This window comes from Chloroflexaceae bacterium (assembly GCA_025057155.1).
Classification (GTDB): domain Bacteria; phylum Chloroflexota; class Chloroflexia; order Chloroflexales; family Chloroflexaceae; genus JACAEO01.
Genome location: JANWYD010000020.1, coordinates 59,734 through 82,618, shown reverse-complemented (window position 1 = coordinate 82,618; position 22,885 = coordinate 59,734). Strand labels below are relative to the sequence as shown.

The window sequence follows — 22,885 nt, the reverse complement described above, 5'->3', positions numbered from 1 at the left end:
CTGACCTACCGGAACGGCGGCGAGTACAGCAACCCGCCATCGCTGTACAGCGAGTTCAGACCGCGGGGCAGGTTGAAGGGCGTATCGGGGCCGAGGTTGCGGTTGTAGATCTCCTCGTAGTTGCCCACATGGCGGATCACCCGTGCGGCGAAGTCGTTGGGCAGGCCGATGCCCTGGCCGAGTTCGCCCTCGAGGCCCAGGAAGCGGCGGATGTTGGGGTCCTGGCTATTAGCGAAGTCACCGATGTTGGCCGAGGTGATCCCGAACTCTTCCCCCTGGATCGTCGCGAAGACCACCCAGCGCACCGCGTCGGCCCACTGCGGATCGCCTTGCAACACAGATGGCGCCAGCGGCTCCTTCGACATGGTCACTTCGAGGATCTTGTGGTCGGCCGGGTTGGCAGCCTTGGTCTGGTAGCTCACCAGGCCCGACTTGTCGGTGGTGAAGCCGTCGCACTGGCCGCTCTCGTAGGCTGCAAAGGTCGGGTCGGCCTCCTGGAAGACCACCGCCTCGAATTGCAGGTTGCGCTGGCGAAAGTTGTCGGCCAGGTTCAACTCGGTGGTTGTGCCAGTCTGTACGCAGATACGCGCCCCGGCCATATCCTCAAGCGTTTCGATGCCGCTGTCCTTGCGCACCATCATACCCTGGCCATCGTAGAAGGTAACCGGGCCGAAGTCGAGGCCGACCGAGCCGTCGCGGGTGAGCGTCCAGGTCGTGTTGCGGATCAGCACGTCCACCTCGCCCGACTGCAGCGCCGTGAAGCGCTCCTGGGCGGTCAGCGGGCGATACTCGACCCTGGTCGGGTCATCGAAGATCGCGGCGGCGACGGCCTTGCAGAAGTCTACGTCGAAGCCGCTGAAGTTGCCGGCGCTGTCCACGTTGCCGAAGCCGGGAAGCGCCTGGTTCACGCCGCAGATCAGCTTGCCGCGGCTGATGATCGTCTGCAAGCGCCCCCCGGCGGTGGGCTGCGCAGCGGCGCCGCCTCCGGGCGCGGGGGCGGCAGTGGCGGGAGGCGCCGCGGTCGGGGCTACGGCCGCCGGGGCCTCCGTGGCGGCCGTGGGCGGCTGGGTGGCCGCCGCCTGGGGCTGCTGGCCCCCGCACGCCGCCAGGAACAGGGCAAGCGCGCCGGCCAGCACTGCGAGAATCTGTCGCTTCATGGGTCTCCTCAATATCCTGAGCAGCGCCGGACCGCCGACCGTTTCGGGGCCAGACGCTGCGGCGAACCAGCGGACGGGCGCCTGGGACTTATTCGATTTTGGATTTTGGGTTTTGGATTGCCGTCTATGGCGTTCGGATGAGACATGGCGATGCTGCGCATGCGCTGTATGCACCAGGAACCGGTTTTACACGGGATGGGAGCGAGAAAGCAACACTCCTGCCGTTGGACAGAGAAGTGGGGAAAAACGGTTTTCCCCCATCGCTTTCACTGCAGCGACCAGGCTGCGACGCGGCGCCCGTGGCCGGATCTCGATGCCATTTGCGAATGCGTTACGCTTGGAGTTTGAAGGATTGTATCACAGCCCGCAGCCCGTGGCAAACGTTTGGCGCCACACGAGCTTACGCAAAGTCCATACGGCTTGCCCCTTGGCCTTTGCACAAGCCCTGCCTGGCATACCCGGACAGGTATGTGATCTTCATAAGCTGCGGTACAATACTTCCGATGCCGCACCGCCCCCGATGAGCCGCCGCGATGTACCTCAAACGTCTCGAGATCCAGGGTTTTAAGACCTTCGCCACCCGCACCGTGCTGGAGTTCCGCCCCGGCGTCACGGCCATTGTGGGGCCGAATGGGAGCGGGAAATGTCTGGCTGGCCACAGCCTTGTCCTCCTTGCAGATGGGCGCGAGATCCCGATCCGCGATATCGTCGAGCGCGCCCTCGCTATGTCAACGACCGTCGAGATGCTGGACGACGGCTGGGTTAGCCGCCAGAACCCAGAGCAACTGCGGGTGCTTTCGCTGAGTCCCGCCACGTTCAGGCTCGAGCCTCGCTCCATCGCCGGCTTTGTGAAGCGTCAGGCCCCGGACAAGATGCTGTACATTCGGACCCGTACCGGTCGGGAGGTGACCGTAACGCCCTATCACCCGCTCTTCACCCTCAGGCGCGGCCGGTTACATGCCCTCCACGCCGACGAACTAGAGGTCGGGGTTCGGATTGCCTTGTCAGGGGCAGGGGCTCTGATCGTCCCTCGCTCCCTCTCCACAACCACAAACCCGAATCTCGACATCATTCCGGGCGTCACACCGCAAATACGGAGCGTCCTCAAGCAAGCTGGCATCTCGGTGCAGCGCCATCGCGCAGGCTGTCCAAAAATGGCTGCTTATGCCGAGGGACGCTGTGAAGCCAGTCGCGCGGGTTTGCTCGAAGTGTTGGATGTAATAGAAGCCGCTTGCGCGCAACCCTCGACCGTCACCAGGCAACTTGCGCGCCTGCGAGCGCTCGCCACCTCCGACGTGTTCTGGGATGAGATTGTCGCCATCGAGTCCCTCCCCCCGCCTGAGCCCTGGGTCTACGACTTGAGCATCGCCGAGACCCACAACTTCGTGGCCGAACAGGTGATCGTGCACAACAGCAATCTCGCCGATGCGGTGCGCTGGGTGCTCGGCGAGCAGAGCCTGGCCACGCTGCGCTGCAAGCGCTCCGAGGAACTGATCTACGCTGGCGGCGGGCGTCGCCCCCCCGCCGGGCTGGCCGAGGTCTCGCTGACGATTGATAATAGCGATCGCCTGCTGCCCCTGGATTTCGACGAGGTGACCATCACCCGCCGCGCCACCCGCGCTGGCGACAACGAGTACTTCATCAACCGCGCCCGTGTGCGCCTGCGCGATGTGCTCGAGGCCACCGAGCCGCTCGGCGGCTCCTATACGCTGATCAACCAGGGCCTGGTGGACGCTGCGCTGACCCTGCGCCCCGAGGAGCGCCGCCGCCTCTTCGAGGACGCCGCCGAGATCGGCGGCTTCGAGGCCCGCAAGGCCGAGGCCCTGCGCCGCCTGCGCGAGACCGAGTCCAACCTCAACCGCCTCGATGATCTCCTCGCCGAGCTGGAGCCGCGCCTGCGCAGTCTCAAGCGCCAGGCCGCCCAGGCCCGCCAGCACCGCGAGTTGTCCGCCGAACTGCACCAGCTTTACCAGCAGTTCTACGCTCGCCAGTGGCGGGCGGCATGCGCTCTCAGCGCCCGCGCGCGGGCCGAACTGGATCGCCTCGATGCCGAACTCGCCCGCGCCCGCGCTGCCCAGGCCGGCGTGGCCGCCGAACTCCAGGTCCTCCGCGGCGCCCTGCGCGCCCGCCGCGATGACCTGGGCGCCCTGCACCAGCAGAGCAGCGATCTGCACCGCCAGGCCGAGGCGCTCCAGCGCGACCTGGCCGTCGGCGCCGAGCGCGTGGCCGCCCTGACCCGCCGGGGTGAGGATCTCGAACGCCAGCGCAATGCCCTGGCCCTCCGCCGCCAGCAACTTGAGGAGCAGCAGGCTCTTGCCGCCGCCGAAGCCGCTCGCGCCAGGACGGACCTCCACACCCGGCGGCAGGCCCTCGCCGCCGCCGAGGCCGAACTGGCCGCCCGCGCTGCTGCCGACCGCGCCCACCTCGCCGCCCTGCGCCAGGCGCAGGACGCCGCGCTCCAGGCCGCCCGCGCCATGACTGAGCAGCGCGCCCGCGTAGAGCAACTGGCAGCCAGCCTGGAACGCCTGGCCCGTGAGAGCGCCGACTTGGACGCCGTGGTGACCGGGGCCGCCGGCCAGCGCGCCGCCGCCGCCGAGCGTGTCGAGCAGGCCCGCGTCGCGCTGGAGGAGACTGAAGCGGCCTATCAGAGCGCCGCTGCCGCTCTCCAGGCCGCCCGCGCCGAACTCGACGACCTGCGCGCCGGCCGCACGCGGGCCGAGGAGGCCCGCGCCGCCGCCTGGCGCGCTCTGACCGACGCCGAGGCGCGTCTCGAATCGCTCGAACGTTTGTCCCGCGCCTACACCGGCGTCTTCGCCGGCCCCCGCGCTGCTATGCAGTGGGCCGAACGCACCGGACGCTCCGGCTTCGCCCTGGTGCAGTCCCTCATTCGCCCCCCTGCCGGCCTCGAAACGGCCATCGAAGCGGCCCTCGGCGCCCGCCTGCAAAACATCGTGGTAGAACGCTGGGAAGACGCCGAGGCCGCCATCGCCGAACTGAAGCGTTCCGGCGCCGGACGGGCGACCTTTCTGCCCCTGGACAGCCTCGTCACCCGCGAGCATGCTCCCCTCCCTCCCAGGTCGTCGGACAATTCGGATGTGCTCGGCGTCGCCGCCGATCTGGTGGAGTATGACCAGCGCTACACCTCCGTGGTGCGCCAGCTCCTCGGGCGCGTGCTGATCGTGCGCGACCTGCCCGCCGCCCGCGCCGAACTGCGGCGCATCGGCAGCGGCTGGACGATCGTCACCCTCGACGGCGAGCAGGTGAGCAGCGGCGGCGCGGTAACCGGCGGCGCGCAGGCGAAGGAGAGCGGCACGCTGCGCCGCGAACGCGAACTGCGCGAACTGCCCGCTCTGGTTGCCGCCGCCCGGGCCGACCTGGAGCGCGCCGGCGCCCGCATGGCCGAACTGGATGCCAGGCTTCAAGCCCACACCACGCGCCTGCGCGACCTGGAAGCCCTCGCCCGCGAGCGCCAGCGCCAGGTCGAGGCCGCCCGGGCCGGCCTTGAGCATGCCCGTCACGACCTGGCGCGGGCCGGGCAGGAACAGGAGTGGGCCGCCCGGCGGCGCGCCGCTCTGGCCGACGAGCGCGCCGCCCTGGCCAAGGAGCATCAGGAAGCTGCTGCGCGCCTTCAGGCTGCCGAAGCGGCCGCCCGCGCCGCCGAGGCCGCGCTGGCCGAGGCCCGGGCGCGCCAGGAGCAGGCCGCGGGGGAGGACCGTGCCGCCCAGGAGCGTCTGGCGGCCCTGCGCGCCGAAGCCAACGCCGCCGAGGGCCGGCTTGGCGCCGCCGAGCAACTGTGCGCCGCCCATGCCCAGAGCCTGGAGTTGCTGGCGCGCCAGGAACAGGACTTTGCCGAGGCCGGCGCCGCCCTGCAAGCCGAACGCGCCGAACTTGGCGTCGCCCACGCCCGCCGCGAAGCCGAACATGCCGCCCTTCTGACCGCGATAGACGCCCTGCGGGCGCGCATTGATCCCGCCGAAGCCGAGCTGCGTGAAGAAGAGACGCGCCTCGCCGATCTGGAACAGCGCGAAGCTGCCGCCACCGCCGCCCTGCTGGAGCGGGAAAGCGCCCACAGCCGCGCCGCCCTGGAGGCCCAGCGCGCCCAGGACCGCCAGGAGGCCCTCATCGAACGCGCTGCTGCCGATGGTGTAGAGCTTGACCCCGCGCCCGCCCTGGCCGGCGACGCAGCCGAACCGGAACAGGATGCCTCCGTCCCGATTGAAGCCCTGCAACGCGACATCGAGGCCCTCAAGGCGCGCATCCTGCGTCTCGGACCGGTCAACCCGCTGGCGCTGGAAGAGTACGACGAGACTGCCGAGCGCCAGCGCCACCTGCGGGCGCAGATCGAAGACTTGCGCGAGGCTCGCGCCACCCTGATGGAGCTGATCGGCGAACTCGACCGGGTGATGCACAACCGCTTCATCGCCACCTTCCACGCTGTGGCTGCCGAGTTCGAGCGCTGCTTCGTCGAACTCTTCGGCGGCGGCTCGGCTACCCTCGTGCTGACCGGCGGCGAAGGCGGCGAACCTGTCGCCGAGGGCGAGGACCGGGTGGCCGAGGCGCGCCCCCCGGGTGTCGAGATCATCGTGCGCCCCCCCGGCAAGAAGCAGCAGAACATCTCCCTCCTCTCCGGCGGCGAGCGCGCCCTTACCGCCGCGGCGCTGCTGTTTGCCATCCTTAGCGTCAACCCCAGCCCCTTCTGCATCCTCGACGAAACCGACGCCGCCCTCGACGAAACCAACATCGGCCGCTTCCGCGACGCCCTGCGGCGCCTCAGCGCCCGCACCCAGTTCATCCTCATCACCCACAACCGCGGCACCATCGAGGTTGCCGATACGCTCTACGGCGTCAGCATGGGCGATGACGGCAGTTCGAAAACCATCTCGCTGCGCGTGGAGAGCTACGTGTCCGGGGCGTAGCGACTCGGCGTCTCGCCACTGGCGGGTGCGACCGGGAGGGGCGGAGGCCCGTGCTACAATGCACATAACTCCGCAGGCAGGGGCGTGGGGAAACCGGGGTTTCCCCACTCTCCGCTGAACGACCGGGGAACGAGCGTTCCCGGGGGTTCGTCGCCCGCCCGGACTCGCTCTGCACCCTATCGCGCGCCACGGATGGTCACCATGAGCCGCTCAACCGAAGCCCCTATGGTCCGGCTGGTCTGGCCCCGCTCGGGCACGGAACTGGATCTGGCCCCCCTGCAGGGACTCTGGACGGCCGAGATGTACCTGCGCCTGACCGACCAGACCAACCATTTAATCGAGTTGACCGACGGCGTACTCGAGCTGCTGCCGATGCCCACGCGCAAACACCAGCGCATCCTCGCCTTCCTCTACGCCTTGCTGCTGGAGGTCATTCGGCCAATGGGCGGCGAGGTTCTCTTCGCCCCGCTGCGCTTGCGGATCCGCCCCGAGAAGTTCCGCGAGCCCGACCTGCTGTTGCTGCTTGATCGCAACGATCCGCGCAACCAGGAGGCCTGCTGGCTGGGCGCCGACCTGGTGCTCGAAATCGTCAGCCCCGACGACCCCGAGCGCGACACGGTGGTCAAGCGCGCCGATTACGCCGAGGCCCGCATCCCCGAATACTGGATCGTCAATCCGATCGACGAGACGATCGCTGTCCTCGCTCTGGCGGGCGAGAGCTACGCCGAGCACGGCGTGTTCCGGCGCGGCCAGCAGGCCGTCTCCCGGCTGATCCCCGCCTTCACCGTCAGCGTGGACGCCGTCTTCGACGCCGCCTGAGGTGGCGGGAATGGCGCGAAAAACAGCCCCCGGTGGAGGGGCGTGGGGAGGCAGAGCCTCCCCACGGATTGCGGACGGCGCGGTCCTCCGCGTCTCCCGGGGCGCGCCCGGGACCGCGCCACGAAACCGGATTTCTTAAGCGTTAACATTCGTTTACTCAAGTACTTGACAAGCCTCACCCCGGTCTGCTATTATCAGAGAAAGCACATACCCAACCAGACGCGCAGCTCATCCAGAGCGGTGGAGGGACCGGCCCTGTGAAACCGCGGCAACCACTGGAAGCGTCAGGTGACGATGAAGTCGCTCCGATGCTCCGGTACGGTGCCAATTCCGGCAGAAGAATCTGGAAGATGAGCGGCACGCCAGGCGATCCATACCCTGTATCGCGAGTGTCTGCCCTCATCGAACGCCGATGAGGGCCTTTTTGTAACTACGACCGGGCAGGCAACGCAGCGCGCAACCCGGAGGGTTGCGCGCGGGGACCGGGATGGCCGCGCCTGTGCAGATTGCAACCAGACACCCCGTGCATCCGCCCAGGCTTACAGGAACATACGCCACGAAGTGCAAAGATCACCAGAACCAGGAGCACCACCGACATGACTGACGCCCCCCAGTTCACCGGCTTCGAGACCCTGGCCCTCCACGGCGGGCAGGTTCCCGACCCGACCACCGGCGCTCGTGCCGTGCCGATCTACCAGACCACTTCGTACCAGTTCCAGGACACCGACCACGCCGCCCGGCTCTTCGGGCTTCAGGAGTTCGGGAACATCTACACCCGGATCATGAACCCGACCACCGACGTCTTCGAGCGGCGCATGGCCGCCCTCGAAGGCGGCGTCGGCGCCCTGGCCCTGGCCTCGGGGCAGGCCGCCGAGACCCTGGCCATCCTCAATCTCGCCGGCGCTGGCGACAACATCGTCTCCTCGACCGATCTCTACGGCGGCACCTATAACCTCTTCCGCCATACCTTGCCTAAGATCGGCATCACCACCCGCTTCGTGGACGGGCGCGACATCGAGGGCTTCCGCGCCGCGATTGATGATCGCACCAGGGCCTTTTTTCTCGAACTGGTGGGCAATCCCAAACTCGACGTGCTCGACCTGGAACGCATCGCTGCCGTGGCCCACGAGGCCGGCGTGGCGGTGATCGTTGACGCCACGACCGTTACGCCCTACCTCTGGCAGCCGCTCAAGCACGGCGCCGATATCGTCATTCACTCGGCTACCAAATACCTGGGGGGGCATGGCACCAGCATCGGCGGCGTCATCGTGGACGGAGGGAAGTTTGACTGGGCCAACGGGCGCTATCCCGAGTTCACTACGCCTGACCCGAGCTACCACGGTCTGGTCTACACTCAGGCCCTGGGAAACCTGGCGTATATCATCAAGGTGCGTGTGCAGCTCCTGCGCGACATCGGCGCGGCGATCAGCCCCTTCAACTCCTTCCTGCTGCTGCAGGGCCTCGAAACCCTGCCGCTGCGCATGGAGCGCCATAGCCAGAACGCCCTCGCCGTGGCTCGCTACCTCAGCGAACACCCTAAGGTCGCCTGGGTGAACTACCCCGGTCTCCCCAGCCATCCCAGCTACGAACTGGCCCAGAAGTACCTGCCCCGCGGGCAGAGCGGCATCGTGGGCTTCGGCATTGAGGGCGGCCTGGAGGCGGGGAAGAAGTTCATCAACAGCCTGAAGCTCTTCTCGCACCTCGCCAACATCGGCGACGCCAAGAGCCTGGCCATTCATCCCGCCAGCACCACCCACAGCCAGCTCACCCCCGAAGAGCAGGCCCTCACCGGCGTCACCGAGGACTACGTGCGCCTTTCGATCGGCATCGAGACCATTGACGACATCATCGCCGACCTGGAGCAGGCTCTGAGTCGCGTATGACTGTTCATGCCGCGGGCAGGGGCAGCGCCCCTGCCCGCCGCGCCGCGAGAGCTATGACCGCACCACAGACACATTACGCGCCCGAAGGCGTCGGCATCGTCCACCGCCAGTATCTGACCTGGACCGAACCGCTGCCGCTGGATAGCGGCGCGACCCTGTCGCCGGTCACCCTGGCGTTCGAAACCTACGGTGAACTAAACCCCGAGCGCAGCAACGCCATTCTTCTGCTCCATGCCCTCTCAGGCGACGCGCACGCCGCCGGACGCCACAGCCCCAGCGACCGCAAGCCGGGCTGGTGGGACGCTATGGTGGGTCCGGGGCGACCGTTCGATACTGATCGCTACTTTGTGATCTGCTCGAATGTGATCGGCGGCTGCCAGGGGTCCACGGGTCCCTCGAGCCGCAACCCCTACACCGGGCGGCCCTTCGGCGCGCGCTTCCCGGTGATCACCATCGGCGATATGGTGCGCGCCCAGACCCGCCTGATTGATGCCCTGGGCATCACCCGGCTCCTGGCCGTGGCCGGCGGCTCCATGGGCGGCTTTCAGGCCCTTGAATGGGCCACCGCCTACCCCGAGCGCGTCGGCGGTTCCGTCCTCCTCGCCACCAGCGCCCGCTCCAGCCCCCAGACCATCGCCTGGAACAGCATCGGGCGCCGGGCGATCATGAGCGACCCCCGCTGGCGCGGCGGCGATTACTACGGCGGAGAGCCGCCCTGCGACGGCCTGGCGGTGGCCCGTATGATCGGCCATGTCACCTACCTCAGCGAACCCTCGCTCGAAGCCAAGTTCGGGCGCCGCCTCCAGAGGGGCAGTGATTTCGCCTTCAGCCTGGAACAGGAATTCGCGATCGAAAGCTACCTTGAATATCAAGGTGAAAGTTTCAACGCTCGCTTCGACGCCAACTCCTACCTCTACATCACCAAGGCCATGGACTACTGGGACCTGCCCGCGCGCTACGGCTCGCTCGACGCGGCCATGGCCCGTGTGCAGGGACCGACGTTGATCCTCTCCTTCACCAGCGACTGGCTCTACCCCACCGCCGAGTCGCGCGCCATCGCCGACGCCCTGACCCGCCAGGGCCGCCCCGTCGAACACCTGGACCTGCCCAGCAACGCCGGGCACGACGCCTTCCTTATTGACGTTGAGCTGCAACGGCCGATCATTAGCGAGTTCCTCGACGATCTGGCGCGGGAACTCATCTGAGCCGGGCTATCCGCGGGAGCGTTCAGCGGGGCTACGCCCTCGTCTTTGGGGGCCAGCCCCAGGCTCGTTTTTTCACAAGACCGCCGAAGACGCCCCCCGCGCTCACAGACACTCACGCAGCTACTACCCTTGTGCGTTGAAGTTCTATCTCGAAGCACGCCAGACCGTGCAGATGACCGCTGCCCTTTGGATTCTGCTCTGCCGGGCAGGAACCACCTCGTGCGGCTGTACCGTCTGCCAAAGGAGATCGCGGATGGTACGCGGAAGTTCATAGAGGCAAAGCTGGTCGAGTGAGTTTTCAGCGCCCAACTCCAGACCACGCGCTGCGCCTGACCCGGCCCGCGTTATCGCTTTCTGGACATGCACTGTTCATTCGCGCGGGCCGGGCAGGCGTATGCATCGGAAGGTCGCCGCCCGTCACCATCGGCATCGCGTGACCATTCGCGGTCCTCGTGATAGACTATGCAGCGATCCGTCATCCCCGGCGTCCGCCAGGTTCATCACCGGAGAAGACGGCGTCCGGAGAGAGGAGCGTCATCAGCCATCGCCGCCGAAGGAGAAGCGCCTGTGCGTTCCCTGGTCTTCGTTGCGACCTTGCTGGGTAGCGTAACCCTGTTCATCGGAGGACTGTTGCCGGCAGCTCTGGCACAGGGGTCGCCCGTTCTAATTGCCGAGAACCTGCTGCCGCGTTCGGAGGATGTCAAACGGCCCCATGTGGATACGCTGCCGGCTTCGGGGCAGCCGCATACTGTGCTGGTGAGCGGCGTCGCCGAGCGTTCTGAGGCGCGTCTGTGGTCGAAGCCTGATAGTGTTCCCCTCTTCCCTGGTCCGCAGGTGATGGGCGCTGCCGAGGGCCAGCCAGATAACACCACCACCTCGATCTTCGTCGCGCCGGATCGGACAATCTACTACGCCTGGGTTAATGCCAACGCCAATCAGATCTTTTTGCGCGCCCGGCGTCCCGGCGAGGCGGATTTCGGCCCGCCGCAGCTTATTGTGAGTGACCGGGCCTTCCCCAACGACGTCGAAGTAGGCGCCAATGAAGATGGCGTGTTTGTCTTCTGGCGGCTGGCTGATGGGGTGATCCAGTACCGCCGTTCGCGAGACGGGGTCTCCTGGCCCGATCCGCCTGTTCGGCTGATGCCCGGCGTGGCCCTGCGCCGCATGGACGTGGCCGCCGGTCCGGGCCGCCAGTTGATTATCGGATACACTAAACCGCTCGGCGATGCGCTACAGGTCTACGTCTCGATCTGGAACCGGGAGACAGGCGCCTTCTTCGAGGAACGGATCCCCACGGTGACTGATCGGCCCTTCGCCGATCCGCACGTGGCGCTCAACCCCGGCGGGGGCTATTTTGTGGCCTTTCGGAGCGACGATGGCGTGCTCGGCGGCGCATGGTTCTCCGAGCGTCCCGCCAGCGGCGCCTGGTCGCAACCCGGACGGCTGGTCAAGGGCAGGGTCAGTTCGATTGCCGTGGACGTGGATGGGTTCGGGAATGTGCACCTGGCCTGGATCGGCGACGCGACCGGCACGCCCGATCTGTTCTACGCCTTCCGGCGGAGTGGCGGTTCCTTCGAGGGGCCGCTGCTGGTGCGCAGCGGCGCGCTGCCGATCTTCAATCTGCAACTGGCCGCCAATGCGCGTGACCAGAGCTATGCCCATATTGTGGCCGAACGCTTCACCGGCGGCGGCTTGCGGGGCCAGTATTACCTCTTCGGCGCGCCAGTGGCGCTGGTGAATGCGACCAGCATACGTATTGAAGGCGGAGCGGCCTCTACGAACCGGCCCGTCGTCGGCGTCGCCTTCATCGGCCTCCAGGGCGAACCGAATGAAGTGCGCTGGCGCTGGGGCGCGCCGCCCACCGACCAGGAAAACGACTCGGGCGGCTATCGTCCGTTGACCAACCCCCTCAGCGTGCCTGCGCCGTCCCTGCCCGACCCGACGCGCTGCACCCCCGCGGTGCTGTATACCCAGTTGCGACGAGGGAGTGTGTTCCAGCTTGAGCCAAACAGCGGCGCAATCACCTTTGACCGCGCCGTTCAAACAGCGGTGGCGGTGGTCGGCCCGCTCGCGGGCTTCGACCCGGCGTACACTAATCAACCGTCGGCGACAATTGAACTCAACAATGCCGCGGAGTGTTCCGGGCTGGTCGCCGCAGTGGTCAGCGGGCCGTTGAATGTGCCGGGCGGGGCGCTGCCCCTGGAGGTGGCCGGCAGGCTGAGGTTGGAGGTGACCGTCGGGCTGACCGGCGATCCCGGACCGAAGACCCTGCGCTTTGCCTTCACCGACAGCCTGGGCAACGGCCTGGTAACCGAACGGACCATCGTGTACGATCCGGTTCGTCCGGTTTTTGACGCAGGTTCGGCTGTTCTCACGCTCACGCCGAGCCCGCAGGGCACGAGCGTGCTGGAGCTGGCGCTCGACAATGTGGTCGTCGGAGACGATGCGCGGCTCTTCGGGATCGTGGTGCGGCCAGAGTTGACCCCCGCTGGCGGCGGGGCGCCGGTAGCGGGGCGCCCCCTGGTGTTATCCTTCGGAACAATGAACGAGGTGATCACGAGCGAGGGCCGTCTGCGCCTGCGCGCCACGGTCAATCTGGCGCGTTCCTTCTCCTCCTCGCAGCTTGCGCCTGGCGTCTACCGCCTGGCGATCACCTTCGCCGACGCCGCAGGCAATGAGAGCCTGGCGAATATCGTCAGCAATGTGAATCTGGAGCGCATCACCTTCCCGGTCATGCAGCCGCTCGTGAGTCGCTGAGGGCAGGCGACGGGTTTTCCTTTGTATGTTGGGACGGCTAATTAGTCTGAAAACAAAGTCTTCTGCTACACCCCCGCCCCCTCCCCAACCCTCCCCCGCCGGGGGAGGGAGTCCGGCGCCTCCCCCCAGCGGGGGGAGGCTGGGAGGGGGGCGGAAATGCTGCGAAGCTTACTTTACAGACCAATTAGTCGTTCCCTATCACAACTTCGTCGCCCCTTGCATGAAATAATTCTTCATTGCGGTATATTCGCACATCCCCGGCGCCAAAAGCCACAGGCAAATTAGCGGCAAAGAGGCGCTCGCTGGCTGCCCCGTACAATCCGCGCTCGACCGGTCCGAAGTAGACATAAGCGATCTGGTGGTCGCGCAGCAGGGCCAGGGCGGTCGCACAGTCGCTCGCGCCGTAGATTGCCGGAATGTCACGCTCGCGCCGCGCCATCTCGGCCAGGTGATCGGGACGGCCGCTGCGCCATACGCGCTCATGGCCATCCAGCCAGCCCAGCAGGGTCTGCGCGCCGCTGAGGGCGCCCACGCGGCTTACCCGTTCATAGTCGCAGTTGCAGAATCCGGTGAGCACTCGTTCTGCGGGGGCCACGTTGGCGGCCAGCCAGCGAATGGCCGCCAGTTCGTCCGGCGCCTCGCGGGCCAGAAAGGCCAGCCCGTCGAAGGTGCGCTCGCCCGGCCGCCACGGTTCGGCCCAGCGCAGCCCGATGGGGTAAACCAGCGCCCCCGCCAGCAACGCCGCCGCGGGCAGGCTCCACAGCAGATCCAGGCGCTGACGCGGCCCCGCCAGCAGGATGCGCCAGACGGCGTAGGACGCCGCCAGGCCCCAGAGCAGCCAGCCCTGGTAGAAGAACTTGAAGATGGTGATCATCCGGCTCATCTCGCCCTCCAGATGGTCACGGATGAACACCGCCTCGGGCACCAGCAGCGCCGTCGCGCCCACAGCGCCTGCCCAGCCAACAAGGGCCTCGGCAGGGGATAGTGCTCGCCACGCTCCATGGGCCAGCAGGATAGCCAGCGGCAGCAGGAAGAGCAGCGGGAAGCCAGCCAGGATGCCGGCCACCGGGCTGAACAACAGCAGCGCGAGGAGCGTTCGCCTCCACGGTCCCGCGACGGTCTGCCGGAGCGCCAGACCGAGGAGCGGCGGGAGGAACAGGCCGAACATCCCCAGGAAGCTGTGCAGCGGCGTGCGGTTCCGGGCCAGGCCGAAGGTGCTGGCGATGCGCCCGACCAGCGGCATATCGGCGAACCACGCGCCCGTGGCCGCGCCAGCGGGCGGGCTGAAGGTGAGAACGAAGGGCAGCGCGGCAAGACCGGCGCCGATCAGCAGCGCGAGCAGCCCTGACAGCGCGCGTCGCCGGTCGAGACCGCCCGCGCCCCGACATCCGAGCAGTACAGCTCCCGCGCAGATCACCCCGTAGGTCGGCGCGTCCCAGGCATTCAGGCTGTAGAGCGAGCCCACGACAATCCCGGCGCTGACAGCGAGGGCGATCGGCGGGTTGCCCGCGGCCAGGGCCAGGGCCAGGGCCAGGGCCAGCAGGTTGACCGGCATGGCCAGCACGTGAGGGTGCAGATCGCCCAGGTAGAGGCTGAACGCCGGAAACTCGGTGATCGCGTAGCGCCGCTCCACGCTCCCGTCGGGCAGGCGCACATCGTCGTAGACCGCCCGCGAAGGCCGGAACCAGTCGAATGCGCCGGGAGCCGACGGCTGAATGGCGTCGAACTCTGGCCCGTCCCAACTGGGCGGCACGGGGCGGCTCAGACGCAGGGTTTCCGCGCCGCCGAGCCGCTGGACCAGGGCCTCGGCGAGTTGCCCGGCGTCGAGGGCGCGGGCCAGGTGCGAGCCGGTGAGGAGGTGCAGCGCCGCGGCCTGATTGCCCGCTACCAGCGTCAGCGTAATCGCGAGCAGGGCCAGGACGCTCGCGCCGCGCCCGCGCGCTGCGGGCGTCAGCGCCGCCAGGGCCACGGACAGGTAGGCCGTGCCGGTGATGGTCAGGGCCACGATCAGGGCAAAGCCCAGGTTGAAGGCGAAGGCGGCTTCCGTGGCGGTGATAAGGGCGAGGACGGCCACGCTCACATAGCCGAAGTAGTAGTAATTGATCCCGAATCCGGCGAACCAGGGGTCCAGCGGCGGGAAGCGGTCGTAGCGCAGCACGGCGTTGAGGATGGCCATCTCCATGGGCTTCTCGGTGCCGGTGAGCGCCGGACCAACCGCGCCGTGCCAGCGCAGCAGCGCGCCTGCGAACAGCCCCGCGACGAAGAGGAGTTCCCAGCCCGCCACGGCGCGCCAGGTCAGCCGCGGGGGCGGCAGGCTGCCCGCGCGGCCGGCCCGGACCCAGGCGCCCCAGCCGCCCAGCAGCAGCCCGAGCCAGAGCGTTGCGACCAGGGGCGGCCCGAAGGGCGCCACCCCGGCCACAGCGATGGCCCAGCTTCCCAGGGTGATCAGGAACAGCCCGATGATCTTCGCCAGGGGGTAGCCGCCGAGCGGCAGCCGTCGCAGGAGGAGCCAGGCGCATGGCAGGCCGGCCAGGCCCGCAGCCTGAGCCGCCAGCCACCAGCGCAGCACCAGCGGGTCAAGAAAGGCCCGCATGTCGCGCAACAGCGGCCCCACCGCCTCGGGCCGGATGGCCCAGACCAGCGCCAGCGCCGTTCCCGCCGCGGCGCCGCTGAGAACGGCGACCTGGCGCGGCAAGCCGGCGAGGCGCAACGCCGCGGCGATCAGCAGCGGCGCGCTGCCCAGGACGAGCCATGCGAACGCTGGCGGCAGCCGGAATCGGCGCGTGACCGGCGTGATGTGCGCCTCGGCCAGGGCGAACCCCAGGCGTCGTCCCTCGATGCTCGCCAGCGGCGCCGCGCGGATGCGCAGGTCCAGCCAGCCAAGGGGATCAGGCGAGGCGACCAGGAGGGCGTAGCGCCGGAGTTGCGGAGGTGTTGCGCCGGGGGGCAGCGTGACGCGCGTCGTCCCGGCCTCGATCTCCAGACCGGCGCCGGGGGCGGCCGCGCCTCGCAGGGTCAGGACGCCCGGAAGCCCGCCGCCGGGGAGCGACAGCCCGGCTTCCAGGGCGACGCTCCAGCGCCACGGGCCAGCAGGCCCCGCTTCGGGCGAGGTGAAGCCGGTAAGACCACTCTGGTCAGGCCGGGCGCCCGGTTGAACCGCCGCGCCCCCGGCAGTCTGCCAGAGGATTGGCACGACCAGCGCGGGCAGCAGTAACAGCCATAGATACGCCCATCGTAGATTAAGCATTCCGGTCAGTGCTCTAATCCGCCGTAGCCACCGTCGGCGCCGGGGCCGCCGCTTGTCGCCCGGGGAGGGTGAGCGCCAGCAGAGCCGCCGGCACGCCCAGCGCAGTCGTCCAGACCATTACTGTCTCGAGACCAACGATGTCGGCCAGGAAGCCAGCGAGGGCGGTGCCAATCGCGCCGCTGGCGAAGGTGAAGCCGAGGATCAGGCCCGCGGCGAAGCCCTGCTTCACCGGCAGCAGCCGCTGGGCATGGACCACCAGCACGCTATGCTGGCCGCCAAACAGAAAACCGGCGGCAATGCAGCCCGTGAAGGCCGCCCAGACCGGTTGGGCCAGGAGGCCGAGCAACCCGGCGGGCACGCCGAGCAAAAGCGGGGCCACAGTCGCGATGCGCATGCCATGGCGGTCAGCCAGATGGCCGCTGACGAGCTGGCCCGCCGCGCCCGCGCCCATAAAGGCGCCCGACAGCAGCCCGAACAGGGCCGGGTCCCAGCCCCGGCTCTGAAAGAGTTGCGGCAGGAACGACATATACACCTGCTGGATTGACGAGCGCACCGCCACCAGCACCACGAAACCGGCAATCAGGGCGATGCTTGCCGCGGTCCACGCCTGGACGGCGCCAGCGGGGCCGGGTTGCCTGCTGCGGCGGGGGGGAAGGCCGGCCTCGTCGCGGCGGGCGTGCAGGAGCATTATGGCGGGGATCAGGGCCAGCAGCGTCAGCGGGAGCAAGCCGGGGGCGCCGAATCGCCCCGTCAGGGCGCCGGCGAGGAAGGGGCCGACCGCCAGCCCGAGCTGGCCAAAGAAAAAGAACGTCGAGGTGGCGCTGGCGGCCCGCTGCGGCACAGCCGCCGCCGAGGCCGCCGTGCCGATGGGGTGGAACAGGCCGCTGCCCAGGGGCGCCAGCATGAACACAGGCAGGAGCAAGGCCCAGGTAGGCGCGACGGCCACAAGGGCGAAAAACAGCGCCACCCAGGCCAGGCCCGCCCCCGCCAGGACCATCCAGCGCCCGGCCAGGCGGTCGGAGAGCCAGCCGAAGACCGGTTGAGAGAGCGAGCCGATCAGCAAATAGGCCGTCAGTGCTGCGCCGATCTGGGCATAGCTCAGGCCCAGAGGTTCGCGAAGCACCGCCAGGAGCACCGCGCCGCTGCTATTGAGAACGTCAATCGCGAAATGGCCGCTAACAACGGCCCGAAAGATCCGGTTCTTGAACATGCCTCGCGCGCCGGTTGAGATAGCGCGCGCTCCTTTCTTTCAGAACGCTCACGCGGACAATGGTCGGATGAATGAAGTGTGGGGAAACCTGGTTTCCCCACACCCCGGCTCGCTGGCGGGTGCTGGCGGCCTGGCCCGCCGGGAGGGTCCGGGAGGGCGCAGCTCTCCTGGAGAACACCTAACGCTCAAACACCACCCGCCCCTCCACGAGGGTCATTGCCGCGGTAATGGCGGGAAGCTCGGCGGGACTGCTGCGGAAGGGGTCGCCGGTGAGCACCGCCAGATCGGCGAGCATGCCTGGAGCGATGCGGCCCTTCTCGGCGCTTTCGCCGCTGGCAAGGGCTGGACCGACGCAGTACGCCTCCAGCGCCTCGGCGACGCTCAGCCGCTGCTCGGGGCGCCAGCCTCCCTCGGGGTGGCCGTCGGGTCGTTGCCGGGTCACCGCGGCGTGGAGTCCCATCCAGGGGTTCATCGTCTCCACCGGCGCGTCGGAGCCAAAGGCCAGGACGGCCCCCGTATCGCGCACGCTGCGCCAGGCGTAGGCCAGGGCGCAGCGGCTGCCCCAGAGGGCCTCGGCCATCTCCATGTCACTGGTGGCATGGATTGGCTGCATCGAAGCGATAACCTCCAGTTGGGCCAGGCGGCCCACATCGCGGGGGTGCAGCACCTGCACGTGCTCGATGCGGTTAGGCAGAGTTAGCGGCGGCGCGGCGGCGCCGGCGGCGCGCCGGTCGGCGGCGGCGCGCTCGAGCGCGTCGAGCACGCGCCGGTTGGCCGCATCGCCAATGGCGTGGACGGCCACGGCGATGCCGTGGGCATTGGCGCGGCGAATGGTCGCTTCGAGCACCTCCGGGTCAATTGTGGCCATCCCGGTGTGGCGGCGACCCTCGTAGTGGGTAAGCATCTCGGCGCTTTCGGAGCCGAGCGAGCCATCGGCGAAGAGCTTGAGCCCGCCGATCCGCAGCCAGCGATCGCCAAAGCCGCTCCGCAAACCGAGCGCGATAGCCGCCTCCAGTTGGGGTTGGGCCAGATGGACCAGACAACGCAGGGGCAGTTCGTCCCGCGCGCGCAGGGTTTGCAGATCGGCCAGCGTCTCGGGCGCCGTGGCGTGGTTGGGCGTTGGAGGCACGTGGATCGAAGCGATGCCGTAACTGAGAGCCTCGTTGATCGCCAGCCGCAGGGCGCTCAGACGTTCGGTTTCAGTTAGCTCAGGCTCCACCCGGCGCACCAGATCCATGGCCGTCTCGATGAGGATGCCGGTCGGCTCGCCGTCGCGGTCGCGCTGGATCATCCCGCCGGGCGGATCGGGCGTTGCGGCGCTGATGCCGGCGAGCCGCAGGGCCGCGCTGTTGACCCAGACTGAATGCCCGTCTTTGCGGAGCAGGACGGCAGGGTGTTCGGGGCACACGGCATCGAGATCGGTCCGGGTGGGCCAGCGGCGGCCCCAGACCACGTGATCCCAGCCGCTGCCGCGCAGCCAGGCCCCCGCTGGAAGAGTAACGGCCCGGTCGGCAATGATGGCGAGGGCCTCCTCCAGGCTGGTCACCCCCGCCAGTCGCACCTCCATGCTCGCCAGGCCCTGCAGGGTGATATGCACATGCGCGTCGGTGAGCGCCGGCACCACCGCGCGGCCCTGCAAATTGAGCGTATCGCCGCGCAGACCGGCAACTGCCGCCTGTACCCGCCCGACGCTGCCCACCGCGTAGATGCGCCCGTCACGAATGGCCAGCGCCTGCGCGGTAGGCGCCTCGGCAGTGAAGGTGTAGATTGGACCGTTGTAGAGAACCAGAACTGAACCCATAGCCTGCTCCGCGTCCCGAGACGCGCATTCGCTCCGTAGAGATGTGCTGTATCGTACTCCCGGTGGGAAGGTGCTGTCAACCAGGGTTGTTGCTCGACCCGGGACTTATACCATTTGGGATTTTGGATTTTGGATTGCGGTATATGGCCTCCGAGTGAGACGTGGCGGTGACGCGCATACAGTTTATGCCCCACGATCAGGTGCCGGACGCGCATTCGCTACGCGCACACCCCCGCGATGAAAACACCGCCAGCGGACAATCGGCCACCGGTTGTTGGCTCTCGGCTATTTTCACATCGCGTCCCCGGGGCACGCTCCCAACCATCCGCGAGGCGTCGCGTCGCCCCGCACCCCGCCGGATGCAGACGCTGTCCAGGCTCTGGCTGCCGGACCTATGGTATGATGCTCCTGTCTGTTGCATCAGCTTGACACAGGGAAACACCCGATGCACACGACCGTTTATCTGATCCGCCACGGCGAAACCGACTGGAACCTCACCGGACGCTGGCAGGGGCACACCGATGTGCCGCTCAACACTGTCGGCTGGCGTCAGGCGCAGTTGCTCGGCCTGCGCCTGGTGCGTGAGGGGGTGCGCTTCGAGGCCCTCTACAGCAGCGATCTTGCCCGAGCCGCGCAGACCGCGCAGGAGGTGAGCGCGGCCCTGAAGGTGCCGGTGCGCCTCAGCCGCGGCCTGCGCGAGATTGACCTGGGCGTCTGGAGCGGCCACACTACCGCCGAGTTGCAGGCCCTCTATCCTGAGGATTTCGCCCGCGTCGCCGCGGGCGAGGACATCCCCCGCGGCGGGGGCGAGTCGATCCGCGCTATGCGCCAGCGTGTGGTTGCGACCGTTGAGCGGATCGTCGCCGAGCATCCCGGCGCAACTATCGGTATTGTCACCCATGGCGGCTGCATCCGCGCCCTGCTGTCCCACGCGGTGAGTCTTGACGGCGATGAGTTCCAGCACTTTCCGCACATCGGTAATACGTCCATCAGTGTGGTGCGCATCGGCGCTCTGGGGTGGGACACGGTCGTCGTGAACGATATGGCCCATCTGGAGGCGACGCACGATCCAGAGATGATCTCAGCTCCTCCCGATGATGCCGAGCAACCTCCTGCACTGTGAGAACCTTATTATGCGCTCTGCCCTGAGGAGAGTCGCGACTGTCCCAACCTTCCCCCTACCGGGCTGCGTTATGGATCAGCTCCACTACTACGTCGAAACCCCCGAAGTTGTGCCAATCAGTTACCGGGTGGCCGGGGCCGCGTCGCGTTGTCTGGCAGCGACGCTTGACACCCTGCTGATCCTGCTCTTGCAGATCGTCCTGGGCGTGTCGGCCCTGTCGCTCAACGCGCTCAACCAGGCGATCGACGGGGCTGGCTCGGTGTTTTATGCCCTCTGGGCCATTCTGGCGTTTGTGCTGCTCTGGGGTTACTACCTGTTCTTTGAACTGCTCTGGTCCGGGCAAACGCCCGGCAAGCGGCTGTTCGGGCTGCGGGTGCTGCGCGAGGGTGGCCGGCCGATTGATTTCAGCGCCTCAGCCGTGCGGAATCTGGTGCGCGCGGTGGATTTTCTGCCCTTCGCCTATGGTCTGGGCGTTCTGGTGATGTTCGCCGACTCGCGAGCGCGGCGGCTGGGCGATCTGGCAGCCGGTACGCTGGTGGTGCGCGAGGGATTGCCGATCACTCTGGCCGATCTCAGCCGTGGCGCGGCGCCGGTTGCCCTGCCGCCGCGCGACCCCGAAGCGCCGCCGACCCCTCTGCTCCCCAATTTGCACCTCCTCACTCCCGCCGACTACGCGCTGGCGGAAGATTTTTTGCGCCGCCGCGACCAGCTCGGCCCCGGTCCTCGCAGAGAACTTGCCGCCGCTCTGGCCGCCAATCTGCGCGCCCGTCTCGGCATGGCCTCCACGGGCGACCCCGAGCGCTTCATCGAACATCTGGTGCGTGAATACCGGGTGATTTTAGATTTTTGATGCTGGATGGCGGGGCCAGGCAGAGTGGGAACCCAGATTCGGAGGGGTTCAGGTTGCCGGTAGGGCAACCCTCAGGGTTGCCCTACAAGGAAATATCGACCGTCTCCCGCCACTCCGGGTGCTCGGTCGTCCAGACCTCCACCTTGGGCAGCCGGCGGAACCAGGCTGCCTGGCGCCGGATGAAGGCGTGGGTGTCGAACTTCAGCCGCTCGATGCATGCCGCCAGGCCGGCCCGGCCCTCGAAGTAGGGGCGGAACTGGATGTACCCCAGGCTCGACATGGCCGGCAGGTTCCAGCCGTAGCCGGCGGCCAGCAACCCCGCCACCTCGTCAACCAGCCCGGCGGCGATCATGGCTTCAACCCGGGCGTCGGCGCGGGCATAGAGTTCATTGCGCGGGCGGGTCAGCCAGATGGTGCGGATCTGGTAGGGCGGCGGCTCGCGTCGCTGCTGCGCGGAAATCGGCTCGCCTGTCAGCGTGTACACCTCCAGGGCGCGCACCACGCGGCGCACGTTGGTGGCGGGGATGCGCGCCGCGGCCAGCGGGTCAACCGCAGCCAGGCGCGCATGGAGCGACTCCGCGCCGCTTTCGGCAGCCTCGCGCTCCAGCGCCGCTCGCAGGTCGGGCTGTGGCGCAACGCGGGGGATCTGCCAGCCCTCGAGCACCGCCGCCAGGTACTGGCCCGTGCCCCCGACCAGCAATGGCACGCGCCCGCGCCCCGTAATGGCCGCGATGGCTTCCGTTGCCAGTTCTTGATAGGTCGCCAGCGAGAACTCCTCGTCGGGGTCGCGAATGTCAATCAGATGGTGCGGAACGGCCGCCCGCTCCTCCAGTGTGGGCTTCGCCGTGCCGATGTCCATTTTCCGGTAGATCTGGCGTGAGTCGGCGGAGACGACCTCGCCGCCGATCCGGCGCGCAAGCGCGATGGCCAGGGCCGTCTTGCCAACCGCGGTCGGCCCGACAATGGCGATCAGCGGCGGCAGCGCGTTGGGCAATACCTTGTTCACGGAACCGTGTACCATCCAGTGCAGTGTAACTCCAGCGTGTTACACTGTACCATGAGACAGGCGCCGCATGTCCGAGAGGGCATAGCCTTTCCAGGAAAGCGGTTTTGTATTCCCTGTACGGCTGGTTGAAGAGTGCGGAGAATCCTGGTTTCTCCAGACCTCTGCCTCTGAAAGCATGCGGAAGGGCCTGACCTGTCCACACCCTTCCTGCAGTGGATTGAATTGCGAGGAGAGCGTGACCCGATCTATCGCTCCGTTCCAACCGAATATGGAAGCGTCCGTGACCCTGCGCGCCCGCGATGGCCGGGAGGTGCGCGTGCGGCACATGCGTCGCGCGGACGCCGAGTTGCTTATCCGCTTGTTCTACCGGCTCTCGCCGGAGACGCGCTACCGGCGCTTCTTTGTGCCGCTCAACGATGTTGATGAGGCGCGGGTGCGTCAGGAGGCCGCCCGTCTGGCGACGATTGACCCCGCGCGGGAAACGGCCTTGATCGCCATAGTGGACGAAGAGGGCCGCGAGGAGGCTGTCGCGGTGGCTCGCTTCGCGCGTCTGCAAGAACACGAGACGGCCTGCGAAGCCTCGATTGTCATCCGCGACGATTATCAGGGGGTAGGCATCGGTCGCCAGCTCTTCGATCTCCTGGTGCAGACGGCCATGGCTCGCGGCTTCCGCCACATGATCCTGCTGACCCACGCCGACAATGCCGGCATGATAGCCCTGGTCCAGGGCCTGGGGATGCCCTATCAGGGACGCTATAGTTCTGGTCTCTACGAGATTGACCTGCAATTGACCGATTTCGGCAGGCCAATCTTCCCTTTTACTGCGCCTGAAGGTTCGCGAGACGGCTAGGAGCCTGGTCGGGAGCCTTTCTTCGGAGGTTGCTGGGAGGGCGAAGCCCTCCGCATACGCT

Annotated in this window: 13 protein-coding genes and 1 riboswitch; of the genes, 8 read left to right on the top strand and 5 right to left on the bottom strand. The window is 67.8% G+C overall.

The genetic code is table 11. The features are described 5' to 3' along the window. Positions 1–5: 5 nt before the first annotated feature. A complete protein-coding gene (locus NZU74_16835) occupies positions 6–1,157 on the bottom strand; it encodes an amino acid ABC transporter substrate-binding protein (GenBank protein ID MCS6882998.1) in 1,152 nt (383 codons plus the stop codon). 533 nt (positions 1,158–1,690) lie between these two features. Here NZU74_16835 and smc point away from each other — a divergent pair. The 5 genes from smc to NZU74_16810 all read left to right on the top strand — a co-directional run bounded on the left by smc (position 1,691) and on the right by NZU74_16810 (position 12,737). After that, a complete protein-coding gene (smc, locus tag NZU74_16830) occupies positions 1,691–6,073 on the top strand; it encodes a chromosome segregation protein SMC (GenBank protein MCS6882997.1) in 4,383 nt (1,460 codons plus the stop codon). Positions 6,074–6,274: 201 nt separating this feature from the next. Then, positions 6,275–6,892, top strand: coding sequence for a Uma2 family endonuclease (locus NZU74_16825; GenBank protein ID MCS6882996.1), 618 nt, complete (start codon positions 6,275–6,277; stop codon positions 6,890–6,892). A 225-nt stretch (positions 6,893–7,117) separates the two neighbouring features. Further along, positions 7,118–7,249: riboswitch (SAM riboswitch) on the top strand. 239 nt (positions 7,250–7,488) lie between these two features. Continuing rightward, positions 7,489–8,775, top strand: a complete 1,287-nt coding sequence (locus NZU74_16820; GenBank protein ID MCS6882995.1) for a homocysteine synthase — start codon at positions 7,489–7,491, stop codon at positions 8,773–8,775. Between the two features lie 53 nt (positions 8,776–8,828). After that, entirely contained in the window at positions 8,829–9,980 is a 1,152-nt protein-coding gene (locus NZU74_16815) for a homoserine O-acetyltransferase (GenBank protein MCS6882994.1), read from the top strand. 567 nt (positions 9,981–10,547) lie between these two features. Then, positions 10,548–12,737: a hypothetical protein gene (locus tag NZU74_16810; protein ID MCS6882993.1), complete on the top strand. Its 2,190-nt coding sequence runs from the start codon at positions 10,548–10,550 to the stop codon at positions 12,735–12,737. A 184-nt stretch (positions 12,738–12,921) separates the two neighbouring features. On the opposite strand, the gene NZU74_16805 is transcribed toward NZU74_16810, so the two are convergent. From NZU74_16805 to NZU74_16795, 3 genes are all read right to left on the bottom strand, one after another. After that, positions 12,922–15,984, bottom strand: coding sequence for a DUF2298 domain-containing protein (locus tag NZU74_16805; protein MCS6882992.1), 3,063 nt, complete (start codon positions 15,982–15,984; stop codon positions 12,922–12,924). A 13-nt stretch (positions 15,985–15,997) separates the two neighbouring features. Then, positions 15,998–17,194, bottom strand: coding sequence for an MFS transporter (locus NZU74_16800; protein MCS6882991.1), 1,197 nt, complete (start codon positions 17,192–17,194; stop codon positions 15,998–16,000). 178 nt (positions 17,195–17,372) lie between these two features. Beyond that, complete coding sequence (locus tag NZU74_16795) at positions 17,373–18,995, bottom strand: amidohydrolase (GenBank protein ID MCS6882990.1); 1,623 nt, start codon at positions 18,993–18,995, stop codon at positions 17,373–17,375. A gap of 445 nt (positions 18,996–19,440) precedes the next feature. Between NZU74_16795 and NZU74_16790 the strand changes: the two genes are divergently transcribed. Together NZU74_16790 and NZU74_16785 are read left to right on the top strand one after the other, a co-directional pair. Next, positions 19,441–20,118, top strand: coding sequence for a histidine phosphatase family protein (locus NZU74_16790; protein ID MCS6882989.1), 678 nt, complete (start codon positions 19,441–19,443; stop codon positions 20,116–20,118). A gap of 70 nt (positions 20,119–20,188) precedes the next feature. Beyond that, on the top strand, positions 20,189–20,968 hold the full coding sequence (locus NZU74_16785; protein ID MCS6882988.1) for an RDD family protein: 780 nt from the start codon (positions 20,189–20,191) through the stop codon (positions 20,966–20,968). Positions 20,969–21,050: 82 nt separating this feature from the next. On the opposite strand, the gene miaA is transcribed toward NZU74_16785, so the two are convergent. Continuing rightward, a complete protein-coding gene (miaA, locus tag NZU74_16780; protein MCS6882987.1) occupies positions 21,051–21,950 on the bottom strand; it encodes a tRNA (adenosine(37)-N6)-dimethylallyltransferase MiaA in 900 nt (299 codons plus the stop codon). 259 nt (positions 21,951–22,209) lie between these two features. Here miaA and NZU74_16775 point away from each other — a divergent pair, with 259 nt between their 5' ends. Next, positions 22,210–22,824 carry a GNAT family N-acetyltransferase gene (locus NZU74_16775; protein ID MCS6882986.1) on the top strand — a complete coding sequence of 205 codons (615 nt, stop codon included), beginning with the start codon at positions 22,210–22,212 and terminating at the stop codon, positions 22,822–22,824. Positions 22,825–22,885: the final 61 nt, after the last annotated feature.

Bases quoted from the DNA above. Each gene is read 5' to 3' on its own strand.
- NZU74_16835 (MCS6882998.1), bottom strand. From the start codon at position 1,157: ATGAAGCGACAGATTCTCGCAGTGCTGGCCGGCGCGCTTGCCCTGTTC.
- smc (MCS6882997.1), top strand. From the start codon at position 1,691: ATGTACCTCAAACGTCTCGAGATCCAGGGTTTTAAGACCTTCGCCACC.
- NZU74_16825 (MCS6882996.1), top strand. From the start codon at position 6,275: ATGAGCCGCTCAACCGAAGCCCCTATGGTCCGGCTGGTCTGGCCCCGC.
- NZU74_16820 (MCS6882995.1), top strand. From the start codon at position 7,489: ATGACTGACGCCCCCCAGTTCACCGGCTTCGAGACCCTGGCCCTCCAC.
- NZU74_16815 (MCS6882994.1), top strand. From the start codon at position 8,829: ATGACCGCACCACAGACACATTACGCGCCCGAAGGCGTCGGCATCGTC.
- NZU74_16805 (MCS6882992.1), bottom strand. From the start codon at position 15,984: ATGCTTAATCTACGATGGGCGTATCTATGGCTGTTACTGCTGCCCGCG.
- NZU74_16800 (MCS6882991.1), bottom strand. From the start codon at position 17,194: ATGTTCAAGAACCGGATCTTTCGGGCCGTTGTTAGCGGCCATTTCGCG.
- NZU74_16795 (MCS6882990.1), bottom strand. From the start codon at position 18,995: ATGGGTTCAGTTCTGGTTCTCTACAACGGTCCAATCTACACCTTCACT.
- NZU74_16790 (MCS6882989.1), top strand. From the start codon at position 19,441: ATGCACACGACCGTTTATCTGATCCGCCACGGCGAAACCGACTGGAAC.
- NZU74_16785 (MCS6882988.1), top strand. From the start codon at position 20,189: ATGGATCAGCTCCACTACTACGTCGAAACCCCCGAAGTTGTGCCAATC.